The organism is Terriglobales bacterium (assembly GCA_035567895.1).
Classification (GTDB): Bacteria; Acidobacteriota; Terriglobia; order Terriglobales; family Acidobacteriaceae; genus Gp1-AA112.
This window is the reverse complement of record DATMPC010000028.1, coordinates 79634-96392: the sequence shown is the minus strand read 5'-3', so window position 1 is coordinate 96392 and position 16759 is coordinate 79634. Positions and strand designations below refer to the sequence as shown.

Genomic DNA, 16759 nt, shown 5'->3' with positions numbered 1-16759 from the left:
GTCTGCATGTCCTAGCCGGCTGAGCGATCCATGACGTAGTGGTTCACGACCACCCGATAGCTGTGAACCTTGGGGGCGATGTCGTCGTTCACGCTCACAGCAAACGGCACTGCAATCTGCGGACGCAACGCCTGATCGACGTAGCCATCGGAGATCCAGATCACTTTGCCGGCGTTGTCGTAGTACGTGGCCAGAACCTGAGGAATGTTCACGAGCTGTCCGCTCTGATTCATCAGCTCGCCCTTGAGCACAGTGTGTCCCGAATCGGTCTTGTCGAGCTGCTGATGGAGTACGCCGATGACCGGATCCGCCGACGCGGGCACCAGCACGGAGGTCGGATTCAGCGTGACCTTCTTCACCTGGGTGAGATGGACACCGTCGAAGTCGATGCGGAACGGCGTTACTTCCTTGGGCAGGAGCACGTGTGAGATCTTGTCGAAGCTCGTTTCTTCTCCGAGCTGCTCGCCATCTTTGCCGATCAGGATTCCCTGGACATCCACGTAACCGGGAACGGTATCTTCGTTGACCAGCTCTCCCAAAATGATGACCTTGCCTTCGCTTTCGACTGCGTTCATGGACGTGATGCGCACGTGTGGGCTCTCGACGTTCTGCGCACCCCACTCGTTTTCTTCCGAATCGCTGTGGATGATGTCCCAGCGCAGGTAGTTCACCGGGATCACCTGCGGAGGCAGGTTCTGCTCGCGTCGCTTTGGCCAGACGATCTGCCAGTTGCCGTTGTCGCTGACCAGCTTGAGATCCTTGTTTTCATACAACGCGCCGACGGCGGTTTTCCACTCCAGATTGGCGCGTACCAGGGCTTCATTGCCGTGATGCGCGATCACTCTGGCGTCGGCGTTCTGCAATTGGGACAAGGTCTTCAGACTTCCGTCGCGGCCGGCGATGTCATGCCGCACGCTGGCGAAGTCAACGTTGCTCGATGGCGCGATCAGCGCATAGGCGCCTCGGTAGTCATCGGCCTTCACGCGATCGTAGAACGCTCTCACTGTTCCTTCGGGAGACGTGGTTTTTTCTTTCTCTCGTGTAGGCGCCACGCCGGCGGCGATTAACACGCCAGTGATGACGGCCATGATGATGGCAAGAACACGACTCATTATTGGGCCTCCCGAAGAACCGGCTCCGGAGTAGCGGAGGCGGGAAAGTCAATGGTCTCAGCCCGGCGACGACGCTCGGGGAACAGGATCAGGAGTGCCAAGGCGAACACCACGGTAGCCATGGGGAGCGTTCCCCAAAGCAGGCTTTCGAACTCGGTCGGCACCGCTCCCGGAGGCGGAGTGATCTTGTGTGCCGGCGGGACGCCTTCCTTCGCCCACAAAGTTACGTTGCCGTTGTCATAGACTTCGGCGGGCCGCCATCCACCAAATGCCAACAGCGGCTCGTAGTAACGATCGCGCACAAAAATATATTTCAGACCATAGTGGTCGGCGTGCTTCAGCATCGAGCGCAAGGCTTCCATGCCGCTGCGGAAGTATTTTGCATTCGTGAGCTGAGCCGATCCGCCCGCCATCAACTCCGGCAGCAGACGCGCCGAGTTGTAGTCGCCGTCCACTGAACTGGCATTCGCGAGAATGCCGACGCGCGCGAGCTGACTCCCGAATCCAAGAGTGATGTATCGGAACTTCGCGTGATCATCGCGATTAAGGAAGGTCACGACTTCGTCGATGCTGAAGCTGCTCGCCTGGATTGGATTGGCATGCAGCCACGCCAATGCCGCGGCTCCAGAGAGAACGGAAGCGAGCGCCAGTCCGGCGACGGCCTTGCCGCGGAAGCGGTCGATCAGCCACTCCGCAATCAATCCAGCGAATGGAAGCGCCATCAGCGTAGCCCAATAGGTGAAGCGCTCGTAAGTCAGAACCTCCCAGATGCGAGTTCCAAAAAGGATCTTTGGGATAGGAGTTGTCCCGCCAAGGCCCACCATTGCGACCAACCACCAGCCAAAGAACAATGGACGCAAGCGCCTGTCAGTTACTCCGCGCCAGAAAATGAACGGGATAGCCAATATCAGCGCGCCCATCGGAACAACCCAGAAGTTGATTCCGAGAGTGGGTTCGAGGATGTAGTTAGCGCGGCTTTCGTGATAGATCGGGGCCTGCTTGATGGGATTGTGATAGAGCTGAACCCAGTAAGGCATCAAGACGATGAGCACGCCTAAAATCGCGAGGCCTGCGAATATCGCTGTCCGCACCGCAACTCTACCCAAGGTGGCATCGGCCCTATCTTCGCGATGGTCGATAAATGCCAGCCAGATAATCGGCAAGGCGAAGAAAGGAGTAGCGAAGATCATGCTGACGTGGTGGCCAGCGGAACCTACCAGGAAGATCGCCAAGCCCTTCCAGAAGGCGAGCATGCTTCCCTCGCGAATCCACACGTAGAAAAATGGAAGCGAGTTCAACAACATTACGGAGGCGAAGGTGGTGTTGATCTGCCCGCTTTGGTACACCATCTGCGCGACCGATCCCAAAAAGATACTGCCGATGGCGGCATAGAGAGCTGCCCGTTCATTCACCCACAGTCGCGCATAGCGATACACACCGATTGGCAACAGAAGGATGATCAGCATCTGCACGATCGTGTATGCAAAATTCAGACCGACGATGTGAGAGAACAGGGCGATTAGCTGATGCACCAGTGGAGGATAGGTAGTCTGCGAAAAGCCCGCGAACCACTTCTCATTCCATGGGTTGAACCAGTGATGAGCATAGTGGTCGGCGAAGAACATGTGGGTATTCGCGTCGAAGGCACCCGCCTGCAGTTGAAACAACAGCAGCGGGGCATGGGCAGCGAGCGCAAGCAGAAACAGCCATCCGAACACTGGCAGACGTTTGGCGGTAGCAGGAAAAGGGCTGGAACTTAAAAGCAACACACGCCTCCAGAGAGTGCTTACAGGCGGTTTGGATTCCGATTCCGCAGCTTGGGTTTTCCGGCAGCTCTGGTGGGAAGCGCTCAGCATTCGGCACTCAGCATTCAGCCGGTCAGCGTTCTGGTCGAGCTACCAGGTCAGTCTCGCGTTGCTAATCGACTGAATGCTGGCTGCTAAGTGCTGAGTGCGGCTTTTTCACCTTAGCTGCTAACTCTTAGAGACTCTCCTCGCATCCAACCTCTCTTGTGGCAGAGCTGCTGCTCGAACTACGCAGGTCTGCTCACCGGTCCCCATATAGCCAAGCGCTTCCACCAAGCAGAGATGATGAAGAGCAGTTACATAGATCACATATTCGCGCCCACTCCCATGTTCCCAAGAACTCTGTTTCTGGTTCTCGCCCTCGCCGCTTCCGTGTCGGCCCAGACGTTTGAAATTGGCGGTCAGCAAAGCCAGCCGCAATCGCAACCGCAGGCAGCGGGGAAGAAAGCTGGCAAAAGTGCCGCCCAACGCCCGCAACAACAAGAGGAGTCTGGTATCGGCACCTTTGGCGAAAGTATTGCCGTACAGCGGGAGCAGCGTGCTGCGGACGATGCCCTTCGCCATAACAATGCCGCAGCTGCGTACGCTCACGCAAAACGCGCGGTAGAGATGGCGCCCGGTGATCAGGGGCGCTGGTTCACGCTGGGATACGCTGCGCGTCTATCCGGACATCTTTCTGACTCGGAGAATGCTTACAAACGTGGACTGCAGATTTCACCCGGAGCTGCCGAGGGACTCTCCGGACTTGCACAGACATATTTCCGCATGGGGCGCGTCAATGATGCCAAGCGCATGTTGCTTGATGTGATCGCGAAATATCCCAACCGCGTCGACGATCAGATGATGGCGGGCGAGCTCTTCATGCAGAGCGGCGACATTCAGCAGGCGATTCAGATCCTGCAGCATGCCGAGCAGATCAAGCCTTCCGCGCACTCCGAATTATTGATGGCGATTGGCTACATGAAGCTAAAGGACACGGCGCGAGCCAAGCAGTTGCTCGACCTGGCCCGGCGGCGGGATCCGAATAACATCGACATCTTCCGTGCAGTAGCAAATTTCCAGCGCGAGTCGCACGACTATCAAGGAGCTATCGCCACACTGAAGAGCGCCCCCTCCCAGAAGCCTGATCTACTGGCTGATCTGGGATATACATACGAGCTTGCGGGCATGAAGCAGGAGGCAGCGGATACGTACACCCGTTACGCCAACGCCGATTCCAAGAACATCAACGCGCAATTGAGCGCTGCCCAAGCCTGGATGCGACTGAACGATTCCGCACAGACGCAGCAGTTCATCGACCGCGCGGCAACCATCGATTCCAATCATTACCGTTTACACGCGGTTCGCGCGGGCTTCGCGAAGATGCAGAACAAAGATGCTGTCGCGGCCACTGAATATGAAGCTGCGTTGGCGCATATGCCTGAGGACGTGCCCGAAGGTCAAATGTTTCCGATCGAACTTCGACTGAATCTGTCGGAGACTTACAAAGGACTCGGGAACCGCGCGGCGGCGCAACAACAGATCGCCTTAGCCGAACAGGAGATCAACAAGATTCAAGTTGAGGGACCACAACGAGCCGAGTTCTTGCGCGTGCGAGCTTCGATTGCGATCGGCGGTAATGATTACAACGCCGCCGAAAAGGATCTGCTGGAGGCGATGAAGCTTGATCCGAATAACTCCAATATCGAGCTTCAGTACGCCAACCTGCTGTGGATCATGCAAAAGAAGGCCGAGTCCGAGCAGGTCTATCTGGCTGTGCTCAAGCACGATCCTAGGAATCGTTATGCCTATGAGAGCCTCGGATATCTCATGCGCGACTCTGGGAAGATTCCGCAAGCGGAGCAGTACTTCCATGAGATGGCAAAGCTCTATCCCGACGATTACGTGCCTTATCTTGCCCTGGGTGATATGTACACATCGCTCGATCGCCTGGATGAGGCGCAGAATGCCTATGAGCAGGGTTACAAGCTAGCGCCGCAGAATGCCGCGATCATCGCTGGCGGCTCCAACGCCGCAATTCAGAATCATAAGTTTCCGCTGGCAACAGCTTGGGTCCATCGCAGCACTCCGGCGATGATGGACGATCCTCGTATCCAGCGCGAATGGGAGCGCGTTGTATTTTTCGAAGGCAAGTATCGGGAATCGGCGCAGTTCGGATACAAAGTGCTGGCGCAGCGCCCAACCGATCTCGATGGCGCCGTCTATCTTGCCTACTCGCTCTACAACCTGGGTCGCTATGACGATACCCTCGCGCTAACGTCGCGCTACCAGGTCATATTGCCGAAGGAATCAAACTTCCCGCTGCTCGAGGGACACGTCCACAAACAGCAAGGCTTGCTCGACAAAGCGGTCGATGACTATGGTCGCGCGCTGCAACGCGATCCGAAGATGACAGAAGCCTATGTGAATCGCGGGTACGTGTTGAACGATCTCCAGGATGCAGAGGCAGCGATCGCAGACTTTGATCAAGCCCTGAAGTTGCAGCCGAACAACGGCAGCGCTCACTTAGGAGCGGCGTTTTCGAACCTCGAGCTACATCGCTCCCGCGCTGCCCTGGAGCAGGCAACGCAGGCTGAAAAGCTTCTCGGAAAATTGGCGCCGATTCACGAAGCGAAGGCGACTGCCTATCGCCAGCTTCGCCAGCTGCAAAAGGCCGAGACCGAGTATCGGGCGGCCATCGCGCTTGCTCCGAGCGATGTTGCGTTGCACATCGCTCTCGCCGACACGTTGTACTACCAGCACAAGTATCGTCCTACGATCGATCAGTTAACCATAGCCATCCGCGAACAGCCAGACGACCCGTTCCTCTACGCGCAGCGCGCCCATGCTGAGGCTCAACTCAAGATGCGGGCTGAGACTCTGCAAGACGTGAAGTTCGCCGAAGAGCAAGGTTCCGACCAGGGAGCCGTGTTGCTTGCGACTGGCGACGCTCTCCTGCTGCTCGGTGAGACAGATGCGGCGCAGCAGCGCTTCACGCGTGCACTCGATGCTCCGGACGCAAATCGTGTGCAAACCCGACTGGCTTTTGCACGCCTGTTTGCGAATCAGCACAAGTTTGACGACGCTCGACAGCAAGTGTCGCTTGGATTCACCGAAGCGAGAGTGGGCGAAGCTACTCCTGCGACCGCAGACGATCTCGTCGCTGCCGGAAACATCTTCTTGTCGATGAACGACTTCGACCTCGCACAGAAACTGTATGAACGAGCGAAAGAGTCCGGGGCCGCCGAGGAGCAAGTCGCTATCGGCATGGCCAATGTCGCCTTGGCGCAAGGAGATGATCGTCAGGCTGAACAATACCTCGCCAGTCTTGGGAGCCGCGATCAGTACGTCGACAACTACGACTACATGCTGGCCGAAGGTGCGATCTATCGCATGCGACATGACATGCCGAACGCAGTAAATGCGTTCGCGCGTGCGAATGCGCTCGCACCGGAAAACGAAAACCTTGAAGTCCAGCGAAGCCTGCATGAGGCAGCCGGCGAGCAGGGAATCCCGGTCAACAGCAAGATGAGCGTGCTCTCGGATTTTTCTGTGGCTCCTGTGTTCGATGACGCGACGATTTACGTAACGGACGCTAAGATCTTCGGACTGAGTGGAAACAGTGCCCAGCTTCCGAGCGGCCGCCGCCTGGTTGAGACGCAATTCACCCAAGGCTATCGCTACCATACGGAAGGAGCGCCGGTTGTGAGCGGCTTCTTCCAGCTCGATCACTACTCTGGCAACTACTCGCTACCGTTTGCCTCGCGGATAGTCGAAACCAGTACCAACAACTACAACTTTAACGGCGGAATCAGTCCTGTCTTGCGAGTCGGTAGTGCGAGATTCGAGTTCAATACCGGACTGCAATTTACGGTTCGCCGCGATTCCAATGAACTCTCGAAGTTTGACGTGAACCAGAATCTCTTTCGACAGTTCGTGTTTCTGTCCAGCAGTCCGCTGTTCAACGCGCTCACGATTCGAGGACAGGCGTACCACGAGTCAGGCCCATTCACGCTCCAGAATCTCAGCTCTGGTGAGAAGGGTGCGCGTATTGACTTCACCGTTGGTCGTCCGTGGGGCAAGAACGCGCTCGTTACCGGCTACACCGTACGCGATCTGCAATTTAGCCCCATCGTGAGCGAATGGTTCACAACATCTTCGTACATTGGCTTCCAGCGTAAGTTCGGTCAGAAACTTACCGTCACACCGATGGTCGAGATGATCCGTTCGTGGAAAGTGCAGGCTCCGCAATTCGCACGCGCTCAAGTATTTATGCCTGCCGGTACCTTTGAGTACCGCCCTACGGAAAGATGGACTGTCAACGGGAATTTCGCCTGGCAGTCAGGTCGCGGAAAAGACCCCTTGTTACACGCATATGACAACGTGCAGAGCGGAATCTACATCTCTTACCTCAGGCCCTTACGCCAGAACCAGCGTGATGGACTAGGTGAATTTGCCGTCGAGTACCCAATTCGGTTCTCTGTCGGCATCCAACAACAGAATTTCTTTAACTTGGCTGGTCACGGACAGACGGAGATTGTTCCTGTAGTTCGCCTGACGCTTTTTTAAGGCCAGAAGGCCCCTGAATGATAATTAGTTTGACGTCACCGGTTTCGCTTCAATCCGTTCGCTCCTGCGCTGCTGCGCCGTGGTGGTTGCAATGGATGTGAGAGCGATTGTTCTGATTGGATTTCCTTGCGAGCTGAACGATCAGCCCAGTTCCGCTCCCGAGTCACTCGAAAACTTTGCTGGAGTTCCTTTCGGACTCCTCCCCGTATTGGGGCAACCGGTTCTCCATCGTGTTGTTGACCGTCTGAAGTCCGCAGGAATTGACTCATTCTCAGTGCTCAATGCCGCAGAACCGACATTGCCAATGGTCGAAGATGCGCGTCGAGGAGACATCAAGTGGCAAAGCGTCTCATCAAGCCAGGCATGGCGTGCTGCCGAGGAAGAGTTCGATGCTTTGGCTCGCAGTGGGGCTGAGCTGGTGCTCGTTCTTCGCCTTGGGCCCTATGCGGAAGTTGAAATCGATCCGTTGCTTCAATTCCACCTGGATCAACGCAACCACACGACGCAGGTTGTTGACGCCGATGGTCCACTGGACTTCTTCGTCCTTTCCGGATCTCGTCGCAACGACGCTGCGTTCTTGCTTCGTAACAAACTTGGGACGATGCGGGTGCAAACTCGACCATTCGAAACCCGGGGCTATGTGAATCGGTTACAAACCACTGCCGACTTGCGTCGATTGACGGTCGATAGCCTGGTGCAGAAAACAATGATTCAGCCATGCGGCGAGCAGTTTCGTCCTGGAGTGTGGGTGGGACCCGGAGCAAAGATCGAGCGGAATGTGCGGCTGGTTGCCCCTTGTTATGTCGGGCCATCGGCGAGAGTCCGTTCGGGTTCGCTGATCACTCGGGGGAGCTCAATTGAGCATCACTCGGTCGTGGATCGTGGAACCGTTGTAGAGGGAAGCACGCTGCTGCCTCTGTCCTATCTGGGAGCTGGACTCGATCTGGTGCACTCGGTCGTCGGTTTCAAGCGAATTGCAAGCGTGAAGTATTCCGCGGAACTGGAGACCAACGATAGCAGTTTGGTTTCCACAGTTCCAGCTTCATCCATCTGGCGCACCGTTCACGACGCGTCGCGACTTGTCACTTTCGTGCCGCATCAAATAATGACGAAGCTGTTTGGCGGACGCAAACTGCAGAATGCGCGTCCTTGTCCGGAGAGCGCGGATAAGGCGTTCGATCCCAGAGCAGTTGCTCGGCCCGTGGCTCAGGAATGCCAACCTTTGACTTCAAGTGTTGTTACACAAATGAGGGAATATGGAAACCAGTAGGCCAGTAGTCGTAAAGAGGATGCCGGAAAAAGTAAATCAACAGGAAGCGAGGAAGTTCTTCGCTGACGTGCAGCCCTTTTTGACCTCAGACCGTCCGCAGCTCGTGTTCGATCTCTCGCTAGTAAAACAGCTCGATGCTGCGGGAATAGAAATGCTCTTGCAGTGCGTCGCGGAAGTAATGAAGCGCGATGGTGACTTGAAGTTGGCGTCGCTCTCCCGGCAAGCCAGCATGGTGCTTGAGCTCACGCGCACCGACCGCCTGTTCGAAGTCTATGAGAATTCGACTGAGGCGGCGCGGAGCTTCTCCGGATTTCTACCCAATGCGATGCAGTCGATTTCGGCTTATCCGAAGAGAGCGGCAGATAGCACGCAGCTGGCTGCTTAGGCCAGACCTCCTCTCGGACCATTTTCGACATCCAAGCAGCAGCAACGAACGCTGCTGCCACAATACAGAACTGAATAACACAGGCGTCAGCATCTCTCCGTAATGAGTTCAGGTTCCGACACAATTTCCCTACCCCTTCGCGCGGGGTGGCGCGTCCGCTGCGCCGATTGGATCGAGCGAGGAGCGTCGTCGCGCGTGCTGAGCGGCAGCATCGTCATGTTGCTCGGTTCTGTACTCGTAGCCGCTCTCAACTTCGGATTCAACGTCAGCATGGCCCGGCTGTTGGGACCAGCGCTGTTCGCTCAGGTCGCCGCCATGGTGACTTTGCTGATGTTGCTCTCGTCGGTGAGCTTGTCATTCCAGATGGTCTGCGCGAAGTTCGTGGCGCGAAATGTCACGCTAGACGGGAGGCTTGCAGTTTTTCGTGATCTGCGGCGGAGTGCATGGATTGTCGGTGTCGCAATCGGATTAGTGTTCGCATTGGCAAGACAGCCAGTCGCCGACTATTTGCGCATGTCTGACCCTCGGTTGCTCATCGTATTTGCCATTGGGATGGCTTTCTACACGCCGCTCGGTGTGAAGCGCGGCAATCTGCAAGGCCTGTGCGAGTTCGGCGCACTCTCTCGCAACTACATTTTTGAGGCTGCCTGCAAGCTGGCGATGGCGGTTCTGCTGGTAGCACTGGGGTACGAAGTCATCGGAGTAGTAGGTGCCATTTCGGCGTCCATCATTGCCGCGATGCTGTTGCCGGGCGTAAAGGCTGAGAGCGCGCTTAGTTACGAATCGGGAGAAGTGATTCCTGCGTCTTTCCGCGAGGCCATGCAGGCGATCGTCTTTTTTATCGGGCAAGTAATCATCAATAACATCGATATCATTTTGGTGAAGCACTTCTTCACGGCGGAACTGGCAGGACTCTATGCCGCAGTCGCCCTGGTTGGGCGAGTGCTGTACTTTGCCGCCTGGTCCATCGTAAGTGCGATGTTCCCAATTAGCGCTGCCGCTGGGAAAGATGAGAACACAAAACACGTTCTGCTGCTGCCCCTGCTGATCGTGCTGGCGATGTCGGTGGCATTCATTGCAGTTCTGGGGCTATTTCCCGGTTTCATCATTCACCTGGTCCTTGGCGAAAGCTTCCGTTCGGCCGAGCCGTTGTTGAGCTTGTACGCCGCCGCCACCGGCCTTTACGCCCTTGCCGTTGTCCTGATGACCTACGAAATGTCCCGGAAGATCGCGAATACCGGCTGGCTGCAATTATTGTTCAGCGGGGCGCTGGCCTTCCTGATTTCCATGTTCCATTCCACGTTGCGACAAGTGATTGTTGTGCAGGTCGCGCTTATGGCGCTGATGCTGTTGTTAGTTTCACTCCCATTTTTGCGTTCCATCATCCGTCTCCGATGGAAGGAGTCCCTATGATTCTTAAGCGCCGCGTTACAGACGCAGAAGTGATTGCCGAGTTTCTGAAAAACGAGTTTTATCAGAAGGAGTATGACAAAGATCGGGAGGGGTTCGAGCATCTGGTCCTTAACCCCGATCTGGCCGACGACGCGCAAAACGCCGTTCGCCGTGCGTTACTGTATCGGAGGCGCGGACACATGTGGCGCGAGATCCCCTCAGACACGGTTTGGCATGAAGCTACGATCGACGCCGAGGATCTGAAACGGATTCGAGTATTTCCGCGCGCCCATTGGCGGAAGGTCTCCGATGGTAGCTTTCTGTTGAGCGAAATCGTGAGGCGCATCCGGGAGTCCGCAATCGCGCACACCGATCCGGCTTTCCTGAAAATTCAACTTCTCCGCTATCGCTTGCAGTGTGAATCGGTGAATTCGACGGTACTGCTGATCGGCGTCGACGAAGAGCTGCCTCTGACCATCCTCGAAGGGAACCATCGATTGGCGGCGGCGATGCTGGTCTCTCCTGAGCTCGTGCACACTGGATTTCGCATGATTTGTGGGCTCTCATCTCGCATGTACGAGTCTTGCTGGTACGACACCAACATCCCGACACTGTGGACCTACATCAAGAATCGACTCGCTAATCTCGTGGACAAGGAGGCCGATGTGGGGCGTGCACTGTCCGCCACCGGCGAAAATACGACTCCAACGTTTGCGAGAACGATGAAGACTGAAAAAGCTCAAGCGAAGTGAAGCAGCTGCTAAGCTCCTAAGCCTCCGAGCTTCTGAGCCCTAAACGCTTGTATTTACGAAGCCACCTCGTGTCTCGCCCTTAGGAGCTTAGAAGCTTAGAAGCTATCTTCCAACCTGCAGCTCTCATGACGCATCTTTAAACAGAGTGTCTGATCTGCGCCTAGTCCCACTGGAGTTGTTATGTTCTTCAAGCAAATTGGTCCGCGCTTCCTGGCGGTAGTTCTCTGCTTCCTTGTGAGCAATGCACCTCAATATCTCGCAGCTCAAAATGCGCCTGCGGCGCCACAGAGCTCGCAATCGGAACAGCAGCAGACATCGCAGGCTACGGACTCAAATGCCCCACAGAGCCAGCCTGCTGCAAATCCGCAAGCCGGTGGGACACGTTACGATCCGGCTCAAGCTCCGCTCGCGCCGGTACCAAGCGCGCGTCGCTCTGAGACAAGCACTGTGCCGCCCGATGCTCCCAGTGAGGTGCAACGCAGTCAGCAGGCGCAATCGACAGAGAACACAGCTCAGCCGAAGCCGCAGCCAGCTCAGCCGGAACGGGTAAATCCCCTCGGCACTGCGACGGCGCAGCAGGGTGCGACTCGTGGTGGTGTTGCTTCACGGCCGGCAGGCGAGGCTATCGCCCCAGCAAAACAGCGTCAGGTTCACTCGCTGCTAATCAAACTGGGATTGGTGGCGGCCGGCGCCGCGGCAGTCGGTACCGTAGTTGGACTGACTCGAGGCACTTCCAGCGTTCCGCCGGGAGCACGATAGTCGTAATTCGTAGGAATTTTCGTAAGGGATCTGGGCCACGTGAGTATCAAGCGTCCACTACTGATTAGCTTCTCCGGACTTGACGGTGCGGGTAAAAGCACACAAATTGAGAACCTTCAGGAACGTCTGGCTGCAGCCGGCTTGAAGATTCGCCTGCTTACCTTTTGGGACGACATCGTGGTGATGACACGTTACCGCGAAGGTTTTGTTCACAAGGTCTATGGCAGTGAGAAGGGGGTTGGCGCGCCGAATAAACCGGTCAAACGCCGCGACAAGAATGTTCGTGCATGGTATCTGACCATCGCGCGCCAGGCACTTTACCTGCTCGATGCGATACACCTTCGCACGGCAGTGCGGAAAGCGTTGAAATCGGGAGCCGACGTCGTAATTCTCGACCGCTATATCTACGACGAACTGGCGAACCTGCCGCTCGATCGCCCGATGACGCTCGCATTTCTTAATCTCATCCAGAAGATCGCGCCCTTGCCCGATATCGCGTATCTGCTGGATGCCGATCCCGAGGCCGCTCACAAGCGAAAGCCTGAGTATCCCGTGGACTTCATGCACAGGTGTCGTGCGGCGTACTACCGGCTAGCAGCACTGCTCGGAACGATGACGATTATTCCGCCGCTCCCCTTGGCTGAGGCGAAGATGGCAGTGGTCACAGTGTGTGACAAGACTATTTTGGCGCGTGAGTTGGAAATCGCCATCGAGCCGCCGACTCGTGGAGTCGGGGCACCGGCGGCCTAAGCTTCGTTACAGTTGTCTTGGATTACTTCCAGGCGACCGGCACCGGCTCAATATCCTCTACATCTACAAAGTCGGTCGGATATTTGCCCGTGTAACAAGCGGTGCAGTAGCTAGTGTTTTCGCCCTCAGCGCAGGCACGCTTGAGGCCTTCAAGCGAGAGATACGCGAGCGAATCAGCGCCGATATATTCGCGAATCTCCTCCACAGACTTGTTCGCCGCAATGAGGTGCTTCTTCGAAGGAGTGTCGACTCCGTAGAAGCAGGGCGAAATCGTGGGTGGGCAAGAAATTCGCATGTGGACTTCAGTCGCCCCCGCATCGCGCACCATGCGAACGATTTTGCGGCTGGTAGTGCCGCGAACGATGGAGTCATCGATCAGCACGACGCGCTTGCCCTTCAGCAGGTGCTGTACGGGATTCAGCTTTAGGCGGACGCCGAAGTCGCGAACACGCTGCTCCGGTTCGATGAACGTGCGGCCCACGTAGTGATTGCGAATCAGGCCGAAACTGAACGGAATACCGCTCTCATTCGAATAGCCTATCGCAGCGGTCACTCCCGAATCGGGAACCGGGACGACCAGATCGGCTTCTGCGGGAACTTCACGGGCTAGCTCACGCCCCAATGCCTCACGACTTTCCTGCACTGGACGGCCAAAGATCACGCTATCCGGACGGGAAAAGTACACGTGCTCGAAGATGCAGCTAGACTGCTCACGGGGTGGGGCAAAGACGCGCGAGTGCACTCCCTCGCTGCCTACAACGACTAACTCTCCGGGCCTCACGTCGCGTTCGTAATGAGCTCCAATGAGATCAAAGGCGCACGTTTCTGAGGCAAAGACAATCGAGGGCTTGCCGGTCGGATTGGGCAAAGTAGCCATCGATAGCGGGCGGAAACCATGCGGATCGCGAGCCGCAAAGATGCGGTCGCGGGTCATGAGTACAAGGGAAAAGGCTCCTTCAATTCGCCTGAGGGCGTCGGCGATGGCGTCGGGAAGAGTTTGCTCTTTGGATTGGGCAATTAGATGTACGACAACTTCGGTGTCGCTCGTGGTCTGGAAGATCGATCCATTCTGCTCGAGCTGGCGGCGCAGAACCTGCGCGTTTACAAGATTTCCATTATGGGCCAGAGCGATCGCGCCTTTGTTGCACTCCACACGAATCGGCTGGGCGTTCAGCAGGGCGGAGTCGCCTGTTGTCGAGTAGCGTGTATGCCCAATCGCCAGAGACCCCGGCAACCTTCCGAGGACATCTTCGGTAAAGATGTCGGCAACGAGTCCCATAGCCTTAATGTTGTGCAGGCGCACCAGGTCGGAGCTGGCTATGCCCGCCGATTCCTGTCCGCGGTGCTGCAGAGCATAAAGTCCCAAGTAGGCAAGCTTTGACGCCTCGGCATGACCGTGCACGGCCATTACGCCACATTCATCGTGGAACTTATCGGATTTTTCGATGATCGACATAGCCTAGTGTCCACGGGTGTGACGGTTGCGAGCTATTTATCCAATAGCTCCGGCACGAGCTTTTCGGGTACGTCCGAGTGTAAGGCGCATTCGAGGGCCTGGGCCCATACATTTTTTATATCGGCCATATAAACCGAAACCGCGTTGGATGAGCCGCGACGGATCACAAGTTTCTCTCCGCCGGTTCTTCCCAGGAACTCTGCTTGAATGTTGTGTTTAGCCGCTAATTGTTGGATGGTCTGGCGGTCACCCGGGACGCAAGAAACGAGCACGCGGCTAGCCTGCTCGCCAAAGAGAGCGATCTCGATCGGATCCGGCGTCTCGCGTAAATGCAGTTCTGCCCCGATTTCGTTGCGGAAACACGATTCCGCCACCGCCACGGCCAGACCGCCATCCGAGCAGTCGTGTGCAGACTCAACCAGGCCCTTCTCGATCAGCTCGAGCACACACTTTTGTAGCGAGGCTTCAGAATTGAGATCGAGAGCCGGGGGTTCCCCCCACAGCGATCCGACGATTTCCTTCGCGTATTCCGACGAGCCAAGCTGGCGGTCGTCATACGAGGGTGTGGCGCCGCAAAGCAGAATTATTTCGCGTCCAGGAGATTGGAAGTGCGGCGTCGCCGTGCGGTGAACGTCCTCGACGATGCCCACTACTCCGAGCACCGCAGTCGGGTAAATCCCTTCGCCGAGAGTCTCGTTGTAGAGACTCACGTTGCCCCCTGTAATCGGTGTGCCAAGCGCAGTGCACGCTTCGGCTAACCCGTCGATCACCTCGGAGAACTGCCACATGATGTGCGGCTTCTCAGGATTGCCGAAATTCAGGCAATTTGTGGCTGCCACCGGTATACCACCGGCGCAGGCAACTTTGCGCGCGGCTTCGGCTACGGCGTGCATGGCTCCCACTTTGGGACTTAAGTAGCACCAGCGGCCATTGCCGTCGAGCGACATCGCAAGTCCACGACCCGTATCCTTGATGCGCATCACGCCACCATCCCCACCCGGACCTTGCACGGTGTTGGTCTGCACCATGCTGTCGTACTGCTCGTGAACCCAACGCTTCGAGCAGATATTCTGGGAGGCAAGCAGACGCTTGAGGACGCCGGTTAAGTCAGAAGTCGCGCCAAGCTGAATGTCTGTGGGCTTGTCCTTCGGGACTGGAGCCGACCATGGCTGCATGGGACGCCGGTACACTGGAGCCTCGTCAGTGAGGGAAGTGTTGGGGATATCCGCCACGATGTTCCCATGCTCGAGCACACGCATGCGCGGCTCGCCTATGACGCGACCAACGGTCACTGCGTCCAATCCCCATTTTTCGAAGACGAGGAAGACTTCGTGCTCACGTCCTCGCTCGGCGACGAGAAGCATGCGTTCCTGGGACTCGCTGAGCATGATCTCGTACGCAGTCATTCCCGTCTCGCGCTGGGGAACGTGATCCAGCTCGATCTCGATGCCAACACCTCCGCGCGCACCCATTTCACACGTAGAGCAAGTAAGGCCTGCGGCGCCCATATCCTGAATGCCGACAACAGCGCCCGTTTGCATGGCCTCAAGACAGGCTTCGAGCAGAAGCTTTTCCAAAAAAGGATCTCCGACCTGAACATTTGGACGCTTCTGTTCCGATCCTTCCTTGAACTCCTCGCTGGCCATCGTAGCGCCATGGATGCCATCGCGTCCGGTCTTGGCGCCGACGTAAATCACAGGATTCCCCTCGCCAGAAGCCTTGGCGTAGAAAATCTCATTCTTACGCACGAGACCAAGCGCGAAGGCATTTACGAGCGGATTCCCGAAATAGCACTCCTCGAACTTTGTCTCGCCGCCCAGATTTGGCACGCCAAAGCAATTGCCGTACGACGCAATGCCGCTCACTACGCCTTCGAGAATGGAATGATTCTTGTGGATCAGCTTTTTGGCTTCTAAGCTCCTGAGCTTTCGCGCGGGCGAATACGAGGCGCTTGCCCGTTGATCTCCGCTGCTAGGTGTTCCCTGCACACCGTCGCCGTCGCCCCGAGGCTTGCGGCGCTCTACGATTCGTCCAAAGCGCAGAGAGTCCATCACCGCAAGCGGACGAGCGCCCATGGTGAAAATGTCGCGCAGAATCCCACCGACGCCAGTGGCCGCGCCCTGGAAGGGTTCAATGTACGAAGGATGATTGTGTGATTCGATCTTGAAGGCGCAAGCCCAGCCGTCGCCGATGTCGATGATGCCAGCGTTCTCTCCCGGGCCCTGCACGACGCGGTCACTCCTCGTAGGCAGGCGCTTCAGGTGAACCTTCGACGACTTGTACGAGCAGTGCTCGCTCCACATCACGCTGTAAATACCCAGCTCGGTGATCGATGGCTCGCGTCCTAACGCTTGCACAATGCGCTCGTATTCTTCAGGAGTGATGCCGTGCGTCTTTAACAGCTCAGGTGTGGCTCGACAAGGAATCGGAGGAGTCTGGAGCGATTGAGTGGCCATTTCGGGGGTAAATCTATTTTCTCATGGAACCAGCTTCTTAAATCCAACCCAGAGCGAACACTAAGGTCACAGAG

The 16759-nt window shown here is 56.7% G+C and carries 11 protein-coding genes; 7 read left to right on the top strand and 4 right to left on the bottom strand.

The window, feature by feature from the left end; translation table 11 throughout:
• Window positions 1-11: 11 nt before the first annotated feature.
• Complete coding sequence (locus tag VNX88_07380) at window positions 12-1112, bottom strand: hypothetical protein (GenBank protein ID HWY68471.1); 1101 nt, start codon at window positions 1110-1112, stop codon at window positions 12-14.
• Complete coding sequence (locus tag VNX88_07375) at window positions 1112-2878, bottom strand: hypothetical protein (GenBank protein ID HWY68470.1); 1767 nt, start codon at window positions 2876-2878, stop codon at window positions 1112-1114. Before VNX88_07375 ends, VNX88_07380 begins: the two co-directional genes overlap by 1 nt.
• A 321-nt stretch (window positions 2879-3199) precedes the next feature.
• Between VNX88_07375 and VNX88_07370 the strand changes: the two genes are divergently transcribed.
• The 7 genes from VNX88_07370 to VNX88_07340 all read left to right on the top strand — a co-directional run bounded on the left by VNX88_07370 (window position 3200) and on the right by VNX88_07340 (window position 12773).
• A complete protein-coding gene (locus tag VNX88_07370) occupies window positions 3200-7465 on the top strand; it encodes a tetratricopeptide repeat protein (protein ID HWY68469.1) in 4266 nt (1421 codons plus the stop codon).
• Window positions 7466-7556: 91 nt separating this feature from the next.
• On the top strand, window positions 7557-8735 hold the full coding sequence (locus VNX88_07365; protein HWY68468.1) for a hypothetical protein: 1179 nt from the start codon (window positions 7557-7559) through the stop codon (window positions 8733-8735).
• Window positions 8722-9120: an STAS domain-containing protein gene (locus tag VNX88_07360; GenBank protein ID HWY68467.1), complete on the top strand. Its 399-nt coding sequence runs from the start codon at window positions 8722-8724 to the stop codon at window positions 9118-9120. The genes VNX88_07365 and VNX88_07360 overlap by 14 nt, the downstream gene beginning before the upstream one ends.
• Window positions 9121-9222: 102 nt before the next feature.
• A complete protein-coding gene (locus VNX88_07355) occupies window positions 9223-10533 on the top strand; it encodes a hypothetical protein (GenBank protein HWY68466.1) in 1311 nt (436 codons plus the stop codon).
• Window positions 10530-11264, top strand: a complete 735-nt coding sequence (locus tag VNX88_07350) for a hypothetical protein (protein ID HWY68465.1) — start codon at window positions 10530-10532, stop codon at window positions 11262-11264. Before VNX88_07355 ends, VNX88_07350 begins: the two co-directional genes overlap by 4 nt.
• A gap of 180 nt (window positions 11265-11444) precedes the next feature.
• Complete coding sequence (locus tag VNX88_07345; GenBank protein ID HWY68464.1) at window positions 11445-12023, top strand: hypothetical protein; 579 nt, start codon at window positions 11445-11447, stop codon at window positions 12021-12023.
• 39 nt (window positions 12024-12062) lie between these two features.
• Window positions 12063-12773 carry a dTMP kinase gene (locus VNX88_07340; GenBank protein HWY68463.1) on the top strand — a complete coding sequence of 237 codons (711 nt, stop codon included), beginning with the start codon at window positions 12063-12065 and terminating at the stop codon, window positions 12771-12773.
• Window positions 12774-12795: 22 nt separating this feature from the next.
• Here the strand turns inward: VNX88_07340 and purF are convergent, their stop codons facing one another.
• Both purF and purL read right to left on the bottom strand, forming a co-directional pair.
• Entirely contained in the window at window positions 12796-14229 is a 1434-nt protein-coding gene (gene purF / locus VNX88_07335; protein HWY68462.1) for an amidophosphoribosyltransferase, read from the bottom strand.
• Window positions 14230-14261: 32 nt separating this feature from the next.
• Window positions 14262-16685 (bottom strand): phosphoribosylformylglycinamidine synthase subunit PurL, encoded by a 2424-nt coding sequence (purL, locus tag VNX88_07330; protein ID HWY68461.1) that lies wholly within the window; start codon window positions 16683-16685, stop codon window positions 14262-14264.
• Between the last annotated feature and the right edge of the window lie 74 nt (window positions 16686-16759).